The 20,820-nt window shown below is 68.0% G+C and carries 15 protein-coding genes; 6 read left to right on the top strand and 9 right to left on the bottom strand.

Annotation, left to right across the window (positions count from 1 at the left end; genetic code table 11):
- Nucleotides 1–82 precede the first annotated feature (82 nt).
- The 3 genes from AC07NI_RS08505 to tagH are packed head-to-tail and all read left to right on the top strand — an operon-like array spanning nt 83 to nt 3,985.
- A complete protein-coding gene (locus AC07NI_RS08505; protein WP_494617768.1) occupies nt 83–2,047 on the top strand; it encodes a type VI secretion system Vgr family protein in 1,965 nt (654 codons plus the stop codon).
- A 7-nt stretch (nt 2,048–2,054) separates the two neighbouring features.
- Complete coding sequence (locus AC07NI_RS08500) at nt 2,055–2,612, top strand: DUF6931 family protein (RefSeq protein WP_494617767.1); 558 nt, start codon at nt 2,055–2,057, stop codon at nt 2,610–2,612.
- On the top strand, nt 2,609–3,985 hold the full coding sequence (gene tagH, locus AC07NI_RS08495) for a type VI secretion system-associated FHA domain protein TagH (protein ID WP_494617766.1): 1,377 nt from the start codon (nt 2,609–2,611) through the stop codon (nt 3,983–3,985). Before AC07NI_RS08500 ends, tagH begins: the two co-directional genes overlap by 4 nt.
- On the opposite strand, the gene AC07NI_RS08490 is transcribed toward tagH, so the two are convergent.
- From AC07NI_RS08490 to tssK, 5 genes are read right to left on the bottom strand one after another with little or no spacing between them, the layout of a single operon-like run.
- Nucleotides 3,982–4,722: a PP2C family protein-serine/threonine phosphatase gene (locus AC07NI_RS08490; RefSeq protein ID WP_494617765.1), complete on the bottom strand. Its 741-nt coding sequence runs from the start codon at nt 4,720–4,722 to the stop codon at nt 3,982–3,984. The genes tagH and AC07NI_RS08490 overlap by 4 nt on opposite strands.
- A gap of 9 nt (nt 4,723–4,731) precedes the next feature.
- Nucleotides 4,732–5,262, bottom strand: coding sequence for a type VI secretion system-associated protein TagF (gene tagF, locus AC07NI_RS08485; RefSeq protein WP_494617764.1), 531 nt, complete (start codon nt 5,260–5,262; stop codon nt 4,732–4,734).
- Entirely contained in the window at nt 5,259–8,696 is a 3,438-nt protein-coding gene (tssM, locus tag AC07NI_RS08480) for a type VI secretion system membrane subunit TssM (protein WP_494617763.1), read from the bottom strand. The genes tagF and tssM overlap by 4 nt, the downstream gene beginning before the upstream one ends.
- The gene (icmH, locus tag AC07NI_RS08475) at nt 8,693–10,075 is read right to left on the bottom strand and encodes a type IVB secretion system protein IcmH/DotU (protein ID WP_494617762.1); all 1,383 of its coding nucleotides are present in this window, start codon (nt 10,073–10,075) and stop codon (nt 8,693–8,695) included. Before icmH ends, tssM begins: the two co-directional genes overlap by 4 nt.
- Nucleotides 10,072–11,415, bottom strand: coding sequence for a type VI secretion system baseplate subunit TssK (gene tssK, locus AC07NI_RS08470; RefSeq protein ID WP_494617761.1), 1,344 nt, complete (start codon nt 11,413–11,415; stop codon nt 10,072–10,074). Before tssK ends, icmH begins: the two co-directional genes overlap by 4 nt.
- 275 nt (nt 11,416–11,690) lie before the next feature.
- On the opposite strand from tssK, the gene AC07NI_RS08465 reads away from it, so the two are divergent.
- The 3 genes from AC07NI_RS08465 to AC07NI_RS08455 all read left to right on the top strand — a co-directional run bounded on the left by AC07NI_RS08465 (nt 11,691) and on the right by AC07NI_RS08455 (nt 14,249).
- Entirely contained in the window at nt 11,691–12,893 is a 1,203-nt protein-coding gene (locus AC07NI_RS08465) for a peptidoglycan DD-metalloendopeptidase family protein (RefSeq protein WP_494617760.1), read from the top strand.
- A gap of 324 nt (nt 12,894–13,217) precedes the next feature.
- Nucleotides 13,218–13,697 carry a thioesterase domain-containing protein gene (locus AC07NI_RS08460; protein ID WP_494617759.1) on the top strand — a complete coding sequence of 160 codons (480 nt, stop codon included), beginning with the start codon at nt 13,218–13,220 and terminating at the stop codon, nt 13,695–13,697.
- Nucleotides 13,698–13,730: 33 nt separating this feature from the next.
- Complete coding sequence (locus AC07NI_RS08455; RefSeq protein WP_494617758.1) at nt 13,731–14,249, top strand: hypothetical protein; 519 nt, start codon at nt 13,731–13,733, stop codon at nt 14,247–14,249.
- A gap of 41 nt (nt 14,250–14,290) precedes the next feature.
- Here AC07NI_RS08455 and AC07NI_RS08450 read toward each other — a convergent pair whose 3' ends face one another.
- The 4 genes from AC07NI_RS08450 to AC07NI_RS08435 form a co-directional block, all read right to left on the bottom strand.
- Nucleotides 14,291–14,806 carry a DUF4303 domain-containing protein gene (locus AC07NI_RS08450; RefSeq protein WP_494618317.1) on the bottom strand — a complete coding sequence of 172 codons (516 nt, stop codon included), beginning with the start codon at nt 14,804–14,806 and terminating at the stop codon, nt 14,291–14,293.
- Nucleotides 14,807–14,867: 61 nt separating this feature from the next.
- Nucleotides 14,868–15,452: a hypothetical protein gene (locus AC07NI_RS08445; protein WP_494617757.1), complete on the bottom strand. Its 585-nt coding sequence runs from the start codon at nt 15,450–15,452 to the stop codon at nt 14,868–14,870.
- A gap of 12 nt (nt 15,453–15,464) precedes the next feature.
- Entirely contained in the window at nt 15,465–19,946 is a 4,482-nt protein-coding gene (locus AC07NI_RS08440) for an RHS repeat-associated core domain-containing protein (RefSeq protein ID WP_494617756.1), read from the bottom strand.
- Entirely contained in the window at nt 19,943–20,362 is a 420-nt protein-coding gene (locus tag AC07NI_RS08435) for a DUF1795 domain-containing protein (protein WP_492809976.1), read from the bottom strand. Before AC07NI_RS08435 ends, AC07NI_RS08440 begins: the two co-directional genes overlap by 4 nt.
- Nucleotides 20,363–20,820 lie beyond the last annotated feature (458 nt).

The raw sequence follows: 20,820 nt of genomic DNA, 5'->3' as shown, positions 1-20,820 counted from the left end.
GTTGAGATTTGATATTTACCGGCTACACCTAGTCGCGAAATTCTGGCCAGCTTATGGTAAAGCTTAGTAACGGGAGCGATTAATGGATCGGCAGGCGGCCATATCTGTCTCGCTTGGTACGGCTAAGCTTAATCTTGAGCGTTTCGAGTGCCTTGAGCGCTTGAGTGAGCCGTTCACCATTATTGCGGAAGGATTTTCAATCGACGAAATCGACTTCCTGCCGCATGTCGGCAAGCCGGTCTCGTTCGACGTCGGCGACGAGACGGATCACGTCCGCTACTTCCATGGGTTGTTGACGGACGCCGTCCTGACCAAGGTCGACATCAGCGGCGCGCACTACCGTTTGACAGTGAAGCCGTGGTTCGCCCTGCTCGACCAGAACCGGAACTACCGGATCTTCCAGGACAAGAGCATCATCGACATCGCCAAGCAGGTGTTCGCCGACGCCGGTATGAAGGATGTCGAGTTCGACAAGCTCACCGGCGCCTACAAGCCTCGCGAGTATTGCGTCCAGTACAAGGAGAGCGACTTCAACTTCCTGTCGCGTCTCTTCGAGGACGAGGGTGTCTACTACTATTTCCGGCACGAGGAGGCGGCCCACAAGCTGGTGCTCTGCGACGGCAAGTCGGCGCACCAGCCCGCGCCAGGCTATGAGACCATCCGCTTCCTGCCCGTGTCGGGCGACGAGGCGACCACGCCCGACACCCTGTCGGACTGGAACGAGCGAGTCAGTTCGGCCAGCCAGGCCAAGGTGACCCTGAGAAGCTTCGACTTCACCAAGCCCCAGAGCCCGGTCGAGGCCGTGGCCAACAGCGCCGAACAGCATCCAGGCGACGCCCTGGAGGTCTACGAGTACCTCGGCGACTTTACCGAGCAGGCCGACGGCGAGGCGCGGGGCAAGTCACGCCTGGCCGCGAGCCGTGCGCCGCGCCGGCTCTACACGGGCGGCGGTGACGTGCTGGGCCTGGCTTGCGGCGGCCTGTTCACGCTGACCGAGGCAGGGGTCGATCGCTTCAATCAGGAATATCTGATCACCGGCCTGAACCACGTGATCGAGGCCGAAAGTCACCGCAGCGGCGATGACCGCCAGGCGCGGCGCGTCAACGTCATCGCCATCCCGGGCGAGACCCTGTTCCGCCCGCCGCTGACGGCCGCCAAGCCGGTGTCCACCGGGGTAGAGACCGCGACCGTCACGGGACCGCCCGGCGAGGTGATCTATGTCGATGAATGGGGCCGGGTGAAGGTCCGTTTCCACTGGGACCGCTCTCCCGACCAGCCGGGCAAGACCTCGTGCTGGATACGCGTTTCGCACCACGCCGCCGGCGAGGGTTTCGGCAATGTCGACCATCCGCGCGTCGGTCAGGAGGTGATCGTCGATTTCCTGAACGGCGATCCCGACCGTCCGATCATCACCGGCCGCGTCTACAACGGCCAGCGCAAGCACGCCTATGACCTGCCCGTCCAGAAGACCCGGTCGCTGTGGAAGAGCCAGACCGTCGGCCGCCTGGGCGACTATGCCGGGGCCGAGAAGACGCCGCCCGCCAACAGCATCGGGTTCAATGAGATCCGCCTGGAGGACAAGGGCGGGTCCGAGGAGATCTACATCCACGCCCAGCGCGAGATGGTGCGCGACGTCCTGCTGGACGACAAGCTGACCGTCCAGCGCGACCGCGCCACGCGCGTGGGGCGCGACCGGGTGACGGCGGTCAAACGCAACGAGACCACGACCGTGGAGACCGGGGACCAGACCCACGAGGTCAGCGCGGGCAAGCGCACGACGACGATCGAGAAGAATGATGCGACGACTGTCCGGTCGGGCGACTATTCGGTCACGGTCGACAAGGGCGCGGTGACCATAACCGCCGCCACGAGCATCACCCTGAAGGTCGGCAAGAGCACGATCACGATGGACCCTTCCAGCATCACCCTGGATTCGCTGACGATCGTCAGCGACGCCAAGGTCGTGCAGAGGGTCACGAGCAAGAAGACCGAGGTCAATGGAACGACCATGACGACGGTCACGGGCGGCATGGTCAAGATCAACTAGGACCCGCATGAAACGCTGGAAACAGGTTCGCTGGACGGAGGCGGGCCAAGTCACCGCGATCCTGGAATGGCCCGTGTCGGAACATGACCAGGACCCGCCGGAGGCCGTCTTCGATCGCTTGCGCGAGGAAGGCCGGGACGACGATGCGGTCCTGTTCCTGGGCCAGGCCCTGCCGCGCTACGAGGTCGTGGCCTGGGCCGTCAGGACCGTGCGCGAACTCTCGCCTCCGGATCTGGCGCCGCGCGACGCCGCCGCCCTGGACGCGGCGCAGCAGTGGCTGCGCGAACCCAACGACAGTCGCCGACGCGCGGCGTATGATGCGGCGGAGGCCGCCGGCAGCGTCAGCGCGCAGCGGATGTGCGCCTTGGCGGTGTTCTTCTCGGGCGGATCGTTGGCCCCGGCGGACCTCGAACCGCTGCCGGCGCCCAAGGACGCCTTGGGCGCCTTCGCGGCCGGGGCGGTGCTGACGGCCGCGACCCGTAGCGGTCGTCGACAGGAAGGCTTGCGCGCCGCCCTCGCGCTGGGCGACGCTCTGGCCGTCGGCAGCGAAGACGCTCTTCAATGACCCTTGTCCTGACCATCAAGTCCCTGGATCGACTCGACAACGGCGAGGCGGCGCAGCTCACCCTGGACCGCCACGGGGCCCGGATCGGGCGCTCGCCGCACATGGACTGGTGTCTGCCGGACCCGCGCAGCTACATCTCTTCCTCGCATTGCGAGATCGAATATCGCGATAGCGGCTACGTGCTGGTCGACCGCAGCACCAACGGCACTTTCGTCAACCGATCGACCACGCGACTCTCGGCGCCGCACCGCATCGACGACGGTGACGTGATCCTGATCGGCCACTACGAGATCGAGGCCCGGTTGAACCAGGCCGTGGCCAATGACCTGGCGCGCGATCCCCTGGCCTGGAACGGGTGGGACAGTCACGGCGGCCGCGAGGTAGTGGGCGATCCCGGTCGCTGGGACCAGCCCACGCCCAGGGCCGCGATCACGGGGCAGGGCGCCGCCTCGGGCGCCTGGGCGCCGCCGCGGGTGCAGGCCGAGCCGCAGCCGGTCTCCGCCTGGGCGGCCGAGGCGCCCCAGGCGCCGCCGCCCTCGGCCTGGTCCAGCGAGCCACGGGCGCCCGCCGCGCCGACGGCCGACGACGTCTGGGGCCGACTGGCGGTGACCAACGAGGTGGATTGGGATCGCGGCTTCGCGCCGTCTCCCGTCGCCACGCCGGCGCCCGGTTGGGACCACGGGACGACCGCCCCCTCGACGCCCGTCCAGCCTCCTGTCGCCGAGACGCCGATTCCGCCGCGCGCCCCCCAGCCCTCGTCCGCGGGCGGCTCCGATTGGAACGCCTTCCTGGGCGGAGCGGGCCTGCAGCCCGAGGACTTCCGCGAGTCCCCGCAGCAGGTGCTGGCGACCGCCGGCGGGCTGTTGCGGCGGTTGATGGGCGGCCTGGTCGTCATGCTGGAGGCCCGCGCCCGAGCCAAGGCCCAACTGGGCGCCCAGGGTACGGCCCTGGAGTTCGACGGCAACAATCCGCTGAAGTTCACGCGCTCGGCCGATCGGGCTCTGGCCCAGATGCTGAACAGGCCGGATCGCGGCTTCATGCCCTCCGACCGGGCGGTGGAGGACGCCTTCCGCGACCTTCAGGCCCATCAGATGGCGACGCTTTCGGCCATGCAGGGCGCGCTGGCCGCGACGCTGGACCGCTTCTCCCCGTCGGCGATCCGCGGTCGCGCCGAGAACAAGGGACTGCTGGCCAAGATCCTGCCCAGCGCCCGCGACGCCGCGCTATGGCAAGCCTATGAGCGGGAGTTCGAGGGGGTCACGCGCGGATCGGACGAAGCCTTCATGGAGGTCTTCGCCAAGGAGTTCCGCGACGCCTATGAGCGGATCGCCGCCGACATGAAGGCCAAGGCCAGGACGTCCTCCCGCAGTTAGGCCAGGGCGAGCAAGGTTGTCTCGTCGCAGGCCACGACCGCCACGCTGACATTGTCCGGCGCGCCGCGCTCCAGGCAGGTCGCGACCAGGGTGTCGACCATGGCGCCGGGATTGCCGCGGGTCAGGATCGCCGCCAGCTCGTCGTCCGGGATCACGCGGGTCAGGCCGTCGCTGCAGACCAGGAAGACGTCGCCGATCCGAGCCTCGTCCGACACAGCGTCCAGTTCCAGCCGCGGTCCCACGCCGACGGCGCGCGACAGCACGTGGGCCATGGGATGGTTTTCAGCTTCCTCCGGCGTCAGGCGTCCGGCGGCGACCATCTCCTGGACCTGCGAATGGTCGACGGTCAGCTGGTAGAGCTTGCCGGCGCGCAGCAGGTAGCAGCGGCTGTCGCCCGCCCAGAAGACCGCGAAGCGCTGGCCGCGCAGAAGCAGCACCACCACGGTCGAGCCCATGGGCTGGCCGCCGGCTTTCAGCCAGATCCGCTCGTTGGCTTTGTGCACGGCCGCCGCGGCCGCCTCGGACGCCGCGTCGAAGTCGGCGGGCAGGGTTGTGGCCTCAAGCGCGTTGACGATGGTCCTCGACGACCACTTGCCGTTGGCATGGCCCCCCATGCCGTCGGCCACGACCCACAAGCCCTCGTCGGGGCGCGCGAGGACGTTGTCCTCGTTGTCGCTGCGCACCCGGCCGGGGTGGGTGAGAACCGCGTCGCGGAACCGCAGGTTTCCGTCGTCCATGACAGCTCCTTATATCGTCAAGGCCCGGGTGATCAGATCGGCGGGCGGTTGGCCGGCGGAGATATCGAAGGGCGAGACCGGTCGCCAGAAGCGTCCATGCGCATCCGGCTCGCCTTCTGATTCCAGAGTTTGAAAGACATCTTGCGCTTTGGCCACCATCGCATCGATGTCCGCGCCCGCCTCGAACGCGCGGTAGATCTCGTCCTCGGCCGCCTCGGCCAGTCGCTCGCGCGCCGAGGGCGCGTCCTGGGTGCGGACGCCCAGGACGACGATGAACCGCCGGCCCGCCGCGTCGATCGAGGCGGTCAGGGCCCCGGTGCTCCAGCCGGGGCCGAAGCCGCCGGGGCCGAAGGCGAAGCGGACGGGCGGCGCGGCGTCGTGCCGGCGCTCGAACGCGTCGCCCAGCGCCGCGCGCGCCGCCTCCAGGCCGGCGCTGGACCAGGCGTCCCAGGCCTCGCGCTCGTCGGCCGCCAGGCCGCGCGAGACGAAGTCGCCGTGCGTCGGCAACTTGCCGAACGCGAAGACGCGCGGGGCGCTCACAGCTTCCCCGGGCATCGGAACGACCATAGGCCCCCGCGTCCGAACGGGTTCTTGTCCGACGGCAGGCTGACCTTGAGGGAGAAGTACTGCGCGCCCTGGCCGAAGGTCGCCTTCACCGTCGTCGGACCCGCATTCTCCTTCTGGGCGGCGTCCATCAGATGGAACAACGCCCACGGCCCCTGGGCCTCGAAGCGCCGGACCTCCTTGGCGCCGGAATAGAGCACCAGGCGGGCTTCCGGCAGGCTGGAGATGGACCACATCACCGGCTTGGCCCCGACGGTGCTGGGCTCGAAACGATAGGTGGTCCCGGCCGCCGAGAACTCCGCGGCGGTGATCGCGCCGCCAAAGCCGGCCGCCTCGACCTTGAGCGGCAGGCCCGAGGTGATGAGGTCGCGGACCTGGGCCGCCTTCTGGAACTGCTCGGCGCTGGTCGGGTCGAACGTGGCGGCGATCGGATCCTCGCTCCGCCACCGCCAGACCGGCCCCGAGGTGACCAGCAGCGGCTGGAGGCGGTCACGCACCAGGCTGTCGAACTGGCCGTTGAGGCCGAAGACCTGCAGCATCTCGCCAGTCGCGCCATCGTTGCGCGCCGCGCCGTAGAAGGGATAGCGGTTCTCGCTGGCGCTGCGGCACGCGCCGGCCAGGCCAGAGGCGTATTCCTGGGCGATGGCGTTCTGGGCCGATGACACGGCCGCGCCCTTGCCCGTCCGCGTGGCCTCGGTGACGAAGCCCTGCAGTTGCGGAGGGGCGACCACGCCGGCGGTGGCGACCTGGCCCAGGGCCGAGGCCAGCTCGCCCTGCGCCGAGACGCCGCCCAGACCGCCGCCCGCCACGCCCGCGGCCATGTTCGCCGAGGCCGCCTGCTTCACCGCGGCGAGGAACTCCTCGATCGGCGCTGCGCCCTTGCCGTCGCCGACATAATCCGCCAGCGGACGGAAGTAGCCGGTGATGGTCTTGCCGGCGTCGACGCCGCCCGTCTCCAGCACCGCGCCGCCGACGATCTTGGCGGCGGCCTTCAGCTTGCTGGGCGCGCGGATCGGCAGCGGCTTGCTGAACGTGGTGTTCTTGCGCACCTCCAGCAGCAGCACCTTCAGGGGCGAGGGCGTGCGCGTGAAGGCCCCGAGGGCGGCGGGGTTGGAGAAGTAGTCGGCGGGCTTGAGGCCCTGCACCACACCGTCCCAGGCGGCGATGTATTCCTTGGCGTAGAGGGCGGCCACGCCCGGCCGGACCTGGGTGATTTGGCCGCGGATCGCCGCCTTGTTGGCGTCCCCGCCCATGACCCAGAGGTCCTTCTCGAGGTCCGCGGCGACGGTCTGCAGGCCCGGCTGGTAGGCGCGCTCGAAGCCTGCCCGCGTGAAGAAGTAGGGCACGCTGGCCTGCAGCACCGAGTCGCCGTTCAGGAAGGCCTGCCGGTCGCCGCTGGCCAGCACGGTGTCGGCGCGCCAGTCGGGCTGGTCGCTGGCCGAGGCCTTCTGGCGAAGGATGGCGTAGGCCCGGTCGGCCAGGGACAGGGTCTGGATCGCCGCGCGCGTCGACTCGATCAGCGCCCCGTCGAGCGGCGCTTCGCGCCCCGGCCACACGCGGCCCAGCTGCGGATCGGCCAGCATGGCGTCCAGGTGCGAGGCCAGTTCGGCGCGCACCTCGGCCCGATCGTCGCCGGGCAGGACGGTCTCGCTCCAGTCCTCGGTCACCCACGCCTTGACGGCCTTGGCGTCCAGCGGGCCCAGCCCGCCCAGCATGAGATAGACCTTCAGTGGCTCGTAGACCTTGAGGGGCTCCCGGGCGTGCTCCTGCATGTAGCGCTCGAGGCGCAGAAGCAGGCGCGGCAGCAGGATGCGCTGCAGGGAGTCGAGATAGGCCTGCCTGGCCGCCTTGGCGTGCCCGCCCTGGAAGAGGCCCCAGCGCGACATCAGGGGCGCACCGCCCTTGGCCTGGTCGCCGTAGCCCCGCGGCAGCTGGCGCAGGGCCCGGATCAGGGACAGGGCCTGTTCGAGATCGGGGTCGCCCTCGCGCACCTCGACGAGGTCGACGCCGGTGCCGCGCACCTCGGCGCTGATGTTTTGCGCGCCCGACAGCAGACGATCCTGCAGGTCGCGGTTCCGCGCGAAGCTGACGGTCCATAGCGACAGGATGGCCACCGAAGCCAGGGCCACGGCGCTGATCCCGCCGATCAGGGCCGTGCGGCGGCGGGCGCGGGCGTGGGGCGAGGCCTGCACCAGCCCGGCCTCGGCGAAGATCACCTCCTTGAGGAGGCGATTGAGGAAATAGGCCCGTCCGGCCTGGCCGGCGCGCAAAGCGGCGGGGGCGTCATAGACGGCCGCGACGTCGCCGAGGATGCGGTCCAGCGGCGCGCCTTCCTGGACGCCGCTGGTGAAATAGAAGCCGCGCAGCTTGGCCGGCGCGTCCTGCTCGGCGACCAGCGCGCCATCCAGGAAGCGGGCCAGACGCGTACGAAGCGACGCCACCTGGGCCGGGAAGCCGAGGATCAGGCTGCGGCGATGCGGATCGGTCTCCTCCTGCAGGCGCTTGGCGACACGGTCGGAGAGGGCCTGGACGACGGCGTCGAACTCGGTCAGCAGGCCTTCCAGGTCGTAGGCGCCGTCCAGCGGCAGGCTGGCGCCGAGCACGGCGCGGCGGCCTTCGACGTCCAGGTCCTCGAAGAACTCGCCGAAGCCCGCCAGCAGGTCGGCCTTGGTGAACAGCACATAGACCGGCGCCGAGACCTCCAGCACGCGGCGCAGCTCGGCCAGGCGGTGGCGCACGGCCACGGCGTGGTCGTCCAGGCCCGCGCGATCGGCGTGCAGGATCTCGTCCAGGCCGATGGCCACCAGCACGCCGTTGATCGGCTGCAGCGGTCGGGTCCGGCGCAGCAGTCCGAGGAAGCTCTCCCAGCCCTTCTGATCGACGGCGGCGTCGGAGGTCTGGGTGGTGTAGCGGCCGGCGGTGTCCACCAGCACCGCCTCGTCGGCGAACCAGAAGTCCAGGTTGCGAGTGCCGCCCGCGCCCTTAAGCGCGGAGTCGGAGAACGGGAACCGCACGCCCGACTTCAGCAGGGCGGTGGTCTTGCCCGCGCCCGGCGGTCCGATGATCACGTACCAGGGCCGGGCGTAGAGGTAGTCGCGCTGACCGCTGGCCGCCGTCTTCAGCTTGGCCAGGGCCGTGCGCATGCGGCCCGACAGCGCCTCGGCCTCGGCGTCGCCTGGCGAGGGGGCGGAGAGCTCGGCGACGATGGCGGCCGACGCCTTCCGGGCGTGCAGGATGCGCAGCGTGGCGAAGACGCCCCAGACGGCGGCGACGCCCAAGGCCAGCAACAGCCGGACCCACCAGGGCCGCAGGAACGGCGCCAGCAGCGGCAGGACCAGGACGAACAGGACGATGGTGAGGATCGCGGCCAGGCCGGTCAGCAGCCACCAGTTCAGAAGGAAACGCTTCATGGCGCCTGTTCACCGCGCGGAATGACGACTTCGACACGGCGGTTCAGCGCCTTGCCGGCCGCCGTGGCGTTGGGAGCGATCGGCTGGCTGTCGCCGAAGCCCTCGGTGCTGACGCGCGCCTTGTCACTCAGCTGGCCGCGGACGATGCGGGCGGCGGCTTCGGCGCGCGCCTTTGACAGGGCGAAGTTGTCCGGGAAGGTGATGCTGGCCAGCCGATCGGTGTCGGCATGTCCTTCCACGCGCACCGCGCCGCGCTCGGGCTCGATGGCCATGCCGATCCTGGCGAAGAGCTTGTCGGCGTTCGGCTCCAGCTTGTCGGAGCCCGACTTGAACAGCGTGCCGATCGTCGTGCGGACACGGATGGACTGGCTGTCCTGCTCGACGGCGACCAGGTGTTGGGCGATCTCCGGGGCCAGGAAGGCGCGGATGCGCTCGAGCTGCGTGCTGGTCGGCGTCGGCGGCGGGGCGGCTTGTCGCGACATGCGTAGCGGCTGGTCGGGATTGATGGCCTTCAGCGCGGCCAGGGACGGTTCCCCCGTCTGCATCAGCACGACGCGGAACAGGATGAACGCCGCCAGCAGGACGCCCAGGGCGATCGCGCCCGCCAGGGCCAGGACGCCCCAGAAGCTCACCCGGGCGGCGGGCGTCGGATGACCTCGCCAGCGCGGAGCCAGCTCCGTCTGCGACAGGCCGCGCGTATGATCCAGGGCGGCATAGGCGCTGGCCATGATCTCGTGAAGCTGCCGCTTGCCGTCCGGCGAGACGCGATAGCGGCCCTCGAACCCGGCGGCGAGACAGGCGTGATAGAGTTCGATCAGGTCGGCGAACTGGGCGGGACGCGCCAGCATGTCCTCCAGCAGACGCCAGAAGCGGTCCCCGCCGATGTTCTCGTTGAAGGCCTGGACGACCAGGCTGCGGCGCGCCCATTCGGCGCCGTCGGCCGCCTGGCCGGGCAGGTTCTGGGCGACGTCGTCGACCGTGGCGCTGACGGCGTACAGGGCGCGCTGCCGGGTCTCGGCGTCGTAGTTCGCCGCGTGCAGCGCCTTGTCGAAGGCTGCGACGCCGGCGGACGCGCTGCGGTGCAGTTCCGGCAGGTCGATCCGTACGCGTCCGGACCGGACGCCGATGATCAGCGACAGCACCGGCGCGGCCGCCAGCATCATCGGGTTCCGCGCCCGGGCGGCCGGCGGGGGCAGGGGGATGTCGTCGTCGCTGGCGGTCTGGCGGCGCCGAAGCGGGGCGGATGGGGACGAGAAGTTCCCAGCATAGCTCGGGCTGAACGCGGGCGACGGCGGAGAGCCGGCCGCGCGCAGGTTCTGCAACGGCGATGGCCGGAAAACGGTCTTGTTCGGGTTCTCGGGGTCTTCGTCGCCGGTCATCGGCCGTTCCCCTTCACGCACCAGAGCTCAAGTTTCAGCTCGGGCCAGTCGCCGGCGACGTGCAAGCCCAGGGCCGCGGCGCTGGCGAAATCGCGCCAGTCGGGAGCAGAGCGGTCGAGCTCGAAATAGACGTAGCCCGGAATGACCCGCAGCTGGGGCGGCGGCGTCGGCGTGTGGCGTAGCGGCACGCCGGGCAGGGCTGAATCGACGATCTCGCGCATCTTCTGGACCGCGCCGATCTTGGCCACGGACGGAAAGCGGCCGCGGATGTCGTCCAGGGACGCGCGGGCGTTCACGGCGAGATAGAAGTAGCCGTTCTTGTAGAGGTTATGGTCGGTGATCCGTGAGGTGTAGGCGCCCAGGCCGGCCATCTGCAGCGGCAGCTGGATCGCCGAGCGGTCGAACACCGCCGAGAGCGCCGATTGCAGGACTTCGAAGACCGGCTCGAAGGTCGGCTGCAGCTTTTCGTGGATGTAGTCGGGAAACGGCGGCGCCCGGCGGTCAGGACGGGTCAGGGTGGCCAGCTCGCCGGCCATGCCCAGGAAGGTCTCGTAGAGGCGTTCTGGATGCACGCCGGGCAGGGCGGCCAGGTGGCGCAACTGCGGCGTCCAGCGGTTCAGCGTCTGCAGCAGCAGGAAGCTGGCGAACGTCTCGGCGCCGCCGTCGGTGGTCTCGACCGCGCGCAGCGCCAGTTCGTCGATGCGCTGGGCCGCCCGGCCGATGATGTCGCTGAGGAAGCCCGACAGGCGGCGACTGGCCTGGATGTCCAGCGCCGGTGGGATGTAGCGCTCGTCGAACACCAGCCCGCCGTTGTGGACCTCGCGGATGCGCGCCAGGCCGAGCAGGACGCGGCCATAGGTCTGGTCCTGGGTGACGCCGAAGGCGAGGTTGGGTCGCGCGACCTCGATGGGCTCCTGTCCGCGTTCCTCGGAGAAGGCGTCGGTGACGTCCTCTTCGTCGACCAGGTAGCGCACGGCGCCGGTGTCGCGCTCCTCGCGGCCCTTGAACTCGACGGCGCCGGCCTGCCGGGCGGGCAGGGTCAGGTAGATGACCACGTCCCGGGCGTCGGCGGGGATGTCGAGCGGCGGCGGCGGCGGCAGGTCGCCGGGAATCGAGAACGGCAACCCGTCCGGCAGCACGCCCGACATCGACTCGACCGCGAACTTGCCCAAGGCGGCCAGGTCCGCGTTGAGCTTGAGTTGCGACACGCCCCAGGGATAGGGACGCAGGCCGCTGGCCCGGGCTGTAATCAGCGCCTCCAGATAGCGATCCTGCTGTTGGAAGTGCTGTTGTCGAAGGAAAAGACCTTCGCGCCACGCGACGCGGCTGTCGCTCTGCATACGCTTCCCTCGTTCCCCTGGGGGTTGCACTTAAACACTAGTCGCTAGAGCTACGGAAGTCGGATTTCCCAGATATAGGCTCTGGTTCGCCCGCCCCAGGAAGCTATGCTTTGGGAAACGCAAGCAAAGAGAAACGGATGCATCGCCGGACAGAAGACGAGACGTCTTTCGATCCCCGTCGCTGGGTGAGGAAAACTTCTCCGAAATCCGAATCGCCGCCGGAACAATCAAGCTTGGCCGTAAAAAGCTTGACCATAAGGCGTCTTGGACTTGTCATGATTGGCGCGGTCGGGCTGATCGTGGTCGGCGGGGCGGGGTGGTTGCTGTGGCGCGGGACCGTCAAGCCGGCGCGGCCTCAACCTTCGGTCGCCGCGCCGGCGGCGTCGCAGGGTCTGCGGCGGACCTTCGTGATCGCGCGCGTCCAGGACCTGGCCGCTGCCCTGGTCGCCGAGGGGGTGAACCAGGAGCGGGCGATCAGGCTGGGCCTCGTCGCCAACGAGAAGCTGGACGCGGCGCCGGGACAGTTGCGGGTGACGCTGCGCTTCCTCACCGCCCAGCCGGGCGTGGTCGAGGACGTCGAGCTACGGCGAGCCGACGGCTCCGGCCTGCTGCTGCGCGGCGACGGTGCGGGGGTGGCCGAGGCCAGGTCGCTGAAATCCGACCGGACCATCGAGGTCAAGGTCGTGCGGGGCGAGATGGACGCCAACAGCTTCTATTCCTCCGCCGTGGCGGCGGGTGTGCGGGACTCGCTGATCGACGACTTCGCCGCCGCGTTCGCTTTCGACTTCGACTTCCAGCGCGAGATCAAGCCGGGCGACATCTTCGAGGCCGCGTTCGAGCGCCAGATCGATGGCGAGGGGGCGGTGGCCGGCAGCGAGCGGCTCGTCTACGTCTCGCTGCAGACGGCGACCAAGTCCCGCGCCCTCTACGCCTTCCAGCCGCCCGGCGACGTCCGGCCCAGCTGGTTCGACGGCAACGGCGTCAGCGTCGTGCGCGGACTGATGCGGACGCCGGTGAATGGCGCGCGCATCACCTCCAGCTTCGGACCGCGCCTGCATCCGGTGCTGGGCTACACCCGCCTGCACAAGGGGACGGACTTCGCCGTTCCTGTTGGGACCGCGGTCTATGCGTCGGGTGACGGGGTGGTCGACTTCGTCGGTCCGCACGGCGGGCACGGCCAGTTCGTCCGCATCCGCCACAAGGGCGAGTTGGAAACCGCCTACGCCCACCTGTCGCGGTTCGCGCCGGGCGTCGTCGTCGGCGCGACGGTGCGCCAGGGCCAGCCGATCGCGTTCTCCGGCAATACCGGCCTCTCGTCGGGACCGCACCTCCACTACGAAGTCATCGTCAAGGGCGCCCAGGTCGACCCCATGAGCTTCCAGCTCAACGAAGGGCGTTCTCTCAATGGTCAAGCTTTGGCGGCATTCCGGAGGGAGCGTGACAGGATTGATGGCGTGCGGGCCGCGCAAAACGGGTAAGTCGAAAAAAGGTTCCGAGAGATTTGATGGAAATCATCAGCAAGCTTTGCTTTAACTGATCTGACATCATCTGGTTGATCAATATGAAGTTTCTTCAAAATACAACAAAAGGTGGTTGATCTGTATTGAGTGTGCTGAGTGCTGACGCTAGGCTTCCGCGACCTCTGGCCAGCGAGAGAGAGTATGATTGTCATCATCGATGGAACCGGGCCCAGCGACGACAAGGAGTATGCGAAAGAGATGGGGAACTCCTTCCCCAGCCAGATAGCCAGGCAAGTTGTTGGAAGTACTTACTTTCGAGGCCCCTCGCTGACGGGTAGCGAGGTGTCGCAGATCGCCGACCGCGCCGTCGGCGCGGCGCAGGGCGGGTCCGGTCCGATCATGCTGGTGGGCTACAGCCGCGGAGGCTGTACGGCGATCATCGCCGCCAAGCGGCTCAAGGCGCAGGGCAAGCGCGTCAAGGCGATGTTCCTGTTCGACGCCGTCGACATGCAGACCAGCGAACTGGGCCTGTCCCAGACCATTCCCGACAATGTGGACTTCGTCGCCCACGCGCGCACGGCCAGAAGCGTGGCCTTCTGGATCCGCAATCCGGTGAAGTCGCGATTTTATTTCTACAACACCGGTCGCTGGCTGGACGGCCACGGCACCCTGGAAGAGAAGAAGTTCACCGGCACGCACGGGGCCGCAGGCGGCGTGCCCTGGGCCGACGTCGTCGGCGATCGCGCCTGCGCGCTCGCCGTCGCGGAGTGGATGAACGGCCAACTGAAGTCCCAGGGGGTCAACGTCACCCTGAAGGCCTGATCCGTCAAAGTCGCTTCTTCAGAGAGGTGCTCCTTGAGTCCCTTCGACATCAGCGTCCAGGAAGCCCAGTCCTTCGAAGGCGGGCTCTTCCGTTTCACCACGATCGCCGGGCCCATCCGCCTGGTCAGGTTCAGTGACTCAAGCCGGGGCGCGAACGGCCGCCTCGGCCGGTTCTGGCTCTACGGCAGCGAGGTCGCGGAAATCCTGTCCGCCGGCCCGTCAGGCAAGCACCTGGTCAAGGAGGTGAGCCAGAGATGGGCCGTCTGCGACGACTGGGGCGACAAGGGCCTGGTCTGGTTCATGGACGTGCCGCGCGGTCAGGCCGTTCCGGCCTGTTGGGGCGCGACCAAGTTCCAGCCCAAGGTGTCGGCCGCCGAACAGGATCGCGGCGGGCGCGTCACGCGGCGATCCTACGCCGGCGGCTCCATCCAGTTGATCATCCCGGTCAGCGACACCGGCCGCAATGCCGATCCATGGCTGACGTCATTGATCTCGGGTCCGGTCGCCAGCGACAAGCTGGTCACGGCCGCCGACCGTTATCTGGCGGCCTAGAGCAGTGTAGGGCGGCGGGAGGTATGTTGGGGCTGAACGACCTAGTTCTGGTCCAGCGGTTGCTTGAATTGACTGGCGAGCGTTGGCGAATTCAGGCGATTGGCGGACCGCTGCTCGACCGCTTCGGCCTTTTCGCTGTCGGAGATCGTCACGAATAGGGTGACGCCGTCGAGCGCCTGCGCCCGCTCGGCCCGCAGATGGTCGAGCGCATCGATCATCGCGTCGATGAGGCGGTCGAAATAGGCGCTGAAATCCTCGCCTCCATTGAGGCTCGCCGCGATCATGTCGCTATTGACGTCCGCGAAATGGTCGTCGCCGAATATTTCGTACCGCCACTCCGCAGGGGTCCAGCGCAGATACGCCAGGTACTCCGGAGTCATGTCCTCAATATCGGCCTCGGAGGCGCGTTTCTCGGCATACCCTTCTTCGGTATTGGCGCAGAAGCCAACGCTCATGCCGTCATCCGCCGTCTGAAGGCAGATCGCATAGAGGCGCTGCCCTTCGAGGGATGCGGTCAAGGCGTCAGCCGCTGCGATTGTCGCCGCATGGAGCCACATCAAGCTCAACCGAAGCGGTTCAAGAAGCGGCTGGCGAGACCGGACGTATCGATATCATGCTCTAATCCGCAAGCAGGAAGCTGAGCACGGCGTCCTTATCGGCTTCTGGCACGGCGCCAAGGACGTCGCGACGGATTTCGGCGCGGATCTCTTCCGGCACCTCACTATTCTCATCGTAGAGACTAGCGCCGTGCTCTGCCACGAAATAGCGGATCCATGTCGCCAGGAGATGGAGAAAGGCGGGGAGGTCCGCGGCGATCCGGGTGTAGGTCCACGACCCTACGCCATGAACGGAATAGCAGACCGAACCGTCCGGCCCGACCGTGATGGGGTCGGCCGCCCAATCAGCAATGACAAAGCGATCAGGATCCCAGCCCGTGGACGGGGCGCCGGTGCGCCCGTTGAACCGATATCCGCCCTGGCGCTCGGACAGTTCGTCGAGTCCGTAAAGATAGAAAGTCTCGACGATCCAGGGCATCTCGACCCTTTTCGGGTAACCCAGTCGCGCAATCTCGGCAGCCAGGTGCTGGCCGAAGACTGTTTCGCAAAACCGCGCCACGTCGCCTTCAGGCCTTTCCAAGGTGACGGCGATATCATTTTCGCCGGCGGCGCGGACAAAGGCGTCGAGGGCGTCAGCATACGACATTGTTTCTTCTTCCTAGAGACATCCGGCGCGGAAGCGCCGGAGCATTTCGACACGATCGATAAGGCGTCCTTTGGTATTGTTTTGCCAATCACCGCGATGCCCTTGGTCAGCGTAGTAGTGATCGTTTGGCAAGCCCTCCTTCCCATTGGCTAGGAAGCGGATATTTCGAGGGTCGCCTTTCCAGGCTGGCGTTGTCGCCACATTGTTGATGTGGTGACCGGTAAAGCCTTTCACTTGGCCGGATTCAATCAATTCGGCCCGCTGAGCGGGGGTCCAGTTCACCGTACCGCGCCCTGATTCCTGGACAAGGGCGCGCTCCTGTTTCCAGGCGCGGTCGATGGCGGTGCCCCGGGCGCCTGGCTGAGGCGTCAGCGTCGGATGAAGGGGATAGGTGACAGTTCCCGGCAAGTCGGCCAGCCCGTACGGATCGATGCGGGTCAGCGGGTCGTTGACGTAGGCGTGGGTTCTCAGGCCACCGAACACCCCGATCGGGTCGGGCGACAGATATTGTCCGGTTTCGGGGTCGTAGTAGCGGTTGAGATTGTAGTGCAGGCCGCTCTCGGCATCTTCCCACTGGCCTGGGAAGCGCAGCGCGCACGGCGTTTCGTCCGTCTCGCGCCCGGCTTCGCCACGCCGTTCACGCATCAGGGTGCGGGCTGTGCGCGTGCGGCCCCATAGCTCCGGCTCGGCGCGCCAAAGGCGTTCGCCTTCCGCATCGAACAGCGCGTGGGGGGAGCCGATCTGGTCGGCGACGATCGGCAGAAGTTCCGTATCGCCGCATGCGGGTGCGCCGTCGTCTCCGGCGCCGACCAGTTCCTTGGCGAGCGGGCGCACCCCATCCGGCTCGAAATGCCAGCGTTCGATGTGCAGCGCGTTGGAGCGGGCAGGTCCGTCGCCGCCACGATGCCACGCCTCGGCGATGGCCTGACCCTGCCACACATAGTCGACCCGCCGATTGGGCTCGTCGAGCAGCGCCTTGCCCACCCGCCGCCCGAACGCGTCGTAAGTGTAGCGCCAGCGCGCGCCGTCGGGCGTCTCCAGCCCCACGAGGCGGTCGAACCCGTCCCAACGGTAGCGCCAGCGACGCGGGCGGAAACCGGCTTGCGTGAGCACACGCTCGGTCATGCGCCCACGCGCGTCGTAGCGGAACCGATTGGGGCCCGCCTCGACCACGCAGTCGCGCCAATAGCGGTGCTCGCCCGCCAGGCCCTCGGCGAGATTCATCAAGGCGTCGTAGCGATAGGTCTCGCGGCCGCCAGCGCGCTCCACCGCCACGGCCTGGTCGCGCAGGTCGTAATGATAGCGTGTCACGCCTTCGCCCACCGCCGAGCCGGTCTCGGCGACGCCCGCCAGGCGGCCGAGACGATCCCACTCGTAGCGGCGCGCCAGGGCGTCAGGCTCTTTCCGCCCAGCCGCGAAGACGGTGACGCCGCCCGCGCGCTGCTCCGCCAACCGTCCGCCCAGATCGTAGCGCTGGCGAAGCTGGAAGGCGGTCGGCGTACCGATCGCGGCCAGCTCGCGCAGCGTCTCGAACCCGCTCGCATCGTGGGCGAAGCGCAGCGCATGACCGTTGCTTTCGTAGCGCGTGAGCAGCCCTGCCTCGTCGAACGCCAGCGCCGTCTCGCCGCTAGGGCTGGAGCGGCCCACGCAACGCCCCGCCTCGTCATAGCGATAGGCGACCGCGATCCCGTTCTGCTCCTCGCGGGCGAGCCGGCCCTTGCCGTCGTAGGCGAGCGAGACATCGGCGATCCGCCTCGGCGCACCATCGGCCATGATCCAGGTGCTGGCGCCGACCAGCCTGTCCTGATCGTCATACCGATAGGAGATGGCGTCTTCGCCTGCGGTCACCCGCATGATGCGGTCGCGCGAGTCCCACTCAAAACGCTGTTCCGCCCCGTCCGGCATCCGCTTGCTCTGGATGCGGCCGAGGACGTCGCGGTGATAGAGCGTCTCGCGGCCCGCCCAGTCGAGCTGGGCGGAGAGCCGCCCGGCGGGATCGTATCGGAACCGCCATTGCTGTCCGACAGCGTCGGTGATCGCCGCCAGGCGGCCGGCGCCGTCATAGGCGAACTGCGTCGTGGCCCCGAGCGGGTCGATGATCTCGCGCAGCGTGTCGAACGCGCCGTGGACGAAGCGGACCGTTTGCCCGTCGCCGCGGATGCGAGCCTTGATCAGCCCTTCGCTATCATAGGCGAAGCGAGTCTCCCCGGCATCCGGCGTGTGCGCGTGACTGACCAAACCGCGCGGATTCTCGGGCGAATGCTGATACGCCCAACTGCTGATCCGTCCCGCAGGGTCGGTGAGCGCTAGCAGGCGGCCCATCCGATCCCACTCGTAGCGCGTGACCCGGTCGCCAGGTTCATGGCGGGCGAGGGGCCGGCCGGCCGCATCGTTTTCCCAGTGCGTGGCGCCAAAGCCGGCAAGGTGCTCATGGACCACCGCGCCGCGCTCGTCATATTCCGCATGGCCAGAGGCGCCGCTCGCTTCCTTCCACGCGACGATGTTGCCGCGCGCATCGCGGGTCCAGCTGGCGGCGCCGTCGGGCCCCTCGAACCCTACCAGCGCGCCCCAGCGGTCGTAGGCCCAGCGGGTGCTGCGTCCGGCCCAGTCGGTATCGTCGATCAGGCGCCCGTCGCCGTCGTAGGCGAAGCGCGTCTCGCGGCCGGCGGGATCGATCCGGCGCTGCAATCGCTCGAGCGAGTCCCATTCGCTGATCGTGCGCGCGCCGAGCGGATCCTCCTCCTCGACGACCAGGCCGTTGTCGTCGTAGCGGAAGCTCGTGACCGCTCCGGTGGCGTCGACATAGCGCGAGCGCCGCTCCTCCGGGAAATAGAGGAAGCGGTCGTTGAACATCCCTTCGCCGGTGTGCGTGCCGACGACCCGGCCCGCCAGATCGTAGGCGATCTCCACCTCGGTCAGGCCGCTGTCACGCCACCCGTTCAGCCACCCTTCGGGCGTGTAGCGATAGTGGAATTCGCCGGTGAACGCGCCCGCCACACGCAGCAGGCGCCCATCCGCATCATAGTCGTAGCGGACGAGCGGCTCGCGCTCGCCTTCCATCGACAGCGTCCTCAGCCAGCCCTGCGGCGTCGTTTGCACGCTGAACGTCGTGCCGTCCGCATGCCGGATCTTCGTCAGGCGCCCCTGGGCGTCGCGATGGAACAGGATGCGGTTGCCGTTGCGATCCTCGATCCCCTCCAGTTCGAGGGTCGCCGCGTCGCCAGCGGGCGCGAAGAGCAGGAACTGCTGGGTGCGGCTGTCGAACAGGCGAAGCCGGGCGCGCGTGCCGGTCAGCCAATAGTAGGGCGCCTTGAGGTGGCGGGCGTCGATCTGGAATCCGTTTCCGATCGCGAACAACAGCCGCTGGCCTTCCGCATCCTCGAGCAGCGCCGTGCCCGCCTTCTGGTCGAGCAGCACGCGCTGCGACCAATTGCAGATCCAGCGCGGGCCGAGCATGCCCTCCACTTGCATTCGCCCAGGATAGGTCCGCTCCAATCGCAAGGGCAGGATGCCGGGATAGTGGAAGTCGGTCCGCTGGTCGGCATAGTCGCCCGTGACGATATCGACCGGCTCGCCGAACAGCCGCCGCAGCCCGCCGTCCAGCAACCCGCCCTGGCGCACGGCCGACCGCATACCCACGACCTCGGCCACCGAGAGCAACAGCTGTTCCGCGATCGACAGCTCGGCGTCGGGGGTTCCGTAGCTGCCGGTCGTATCGTCGCCGAGCACGGTGTCGCAGCCTTGTTGGACGACCGCATCGCACGACAGCTTGTGGCCGATGCGCGCCATCGGCAGGCCGTTGATGTAGATGGTCTTGCTGCCCTCGATGATCAGCGAGGGGACCGACGGATGCTTGGTGCAGGCGGCTATGTCGGTGACGCGCGCCGCGGGCTTGCCTTCGAAGAACACATTGAGAGAGCCGGTGGCGATCGGGCCGGACAGGGTGGCCATCTTGGCGCCGGCCCCGGCGATCGCGGCGGTGACGAATCCGCCCGCCGCGCCGGCCCCGAAGGCGACCGCCGCCCCCACGAGCGGCGCGGCCATCCCGGCCGTACCGATGATCGCGGCGGCGCTCACCGCGACGAGGGCCCCGACGACGATACCGGCGGCTATGCCGGCGAGCAGCCCCGCGAAGGCGTTGCTATGCGCGATCTGGTGCGTGACGTGCGCGGCCTGCTTCCCGGGCCCCGCGAGGCGCTGGGCGCCAAATTGCTGCGCGACCCAGAACGCCCCTTCGTCGGCGTGGACCTGCTCTGCGATCCATGCGCCCGCCATGGCCCCCGCGATCGGCGCGGCGACCCGGCCGCCAAAGCATTTCAGCGCGGTCAATCCGCCCGAACTGTAGGCCGAATAGGCCCCCGCGGCCACGATGCCGGCGGAGGCGACGTGCCCCGTCGTCGCGATCGCCGACACGGTGCTCGCGTTGCTCGTGGCGGCGGTGCGCTCACCAAGCTCGCGTAGCTTGTCGTGGGCGATAGGGGACGCGTCGGTCACGGCGCGAAGGTGAACGACATGATCGCCGAGATCAGCGCGTTTCGCGTTTCCTCATCGCGCCCGCCCGGGATCGATCCGGTGAAGGTGAGTACGGCGTTGGCTTCATGCAGCACCATCGCCATGACCTGGTGGATAGGCTTGCCGTCGCTACGCCAGCTGAGCTCCATGAGCTGGGCCTCGCGACCGTCGACCTGACCCGTCGTGTCGGCGAAGATCTCGCATCCGGCCAACTGCGCCATGAAGTTCTGGCGCATCTGAGCGACATAATCGTGGAAGGTCATGCCAAGCGGGAGGCGGTCCCTCGCGATGACAAGATTTGCGCCATGCGCCTTGGCGCCCATGGGCAAAAGCACGTTGACGCTCTGATCCTGCCACTCGGAGGCCAGTGTTAGAGATCCTTCGGCGATCCGATACACTTTTTGCGTCCTATTGGTGCGATGTGAAGCCCCTATACCCTGGGGCGCAAAGGTGGGCTACCCGCGTTCGGGGCTGAAATGACCGACTAGAAAGATTTCGTCACTGACGAGGGGGATCCGCGCTTCGAGATATGAAGAGTTCGCAAGGCTAAGCTTTCCACGTAATCTTAGATCTCTGGCGGAGGCTCGTTTTGTCGACAGCCTTAGGTGTGGCGAGGCGAGCGACCACCAATGACTTTGGCGCGACGTGATGGTGAAGCACAAGCTGTGCTATAGGACTTATTTGATCTGCCCCATCATCGGCGCCGCCGAGCACAGGATTCCGGTAGGGGGCAACGCCCGCAACTGGCGACAAGCTCGCCGTGTTCAGTGACAAAGTCGTAGGGCGGCGAAAAGTGTCGTGCTAGGGCGTGCAAAGGACGAAATTGGACACGTTCTAAGATTTTGAATTCAGTCTA

It is taken from the genome of Caulobacter sp. GW821-FHT10E02, assembly GCF_059415225.1.
This window is presented reverse-complemented; position numbering and strand designations above follow the sequence as displayed.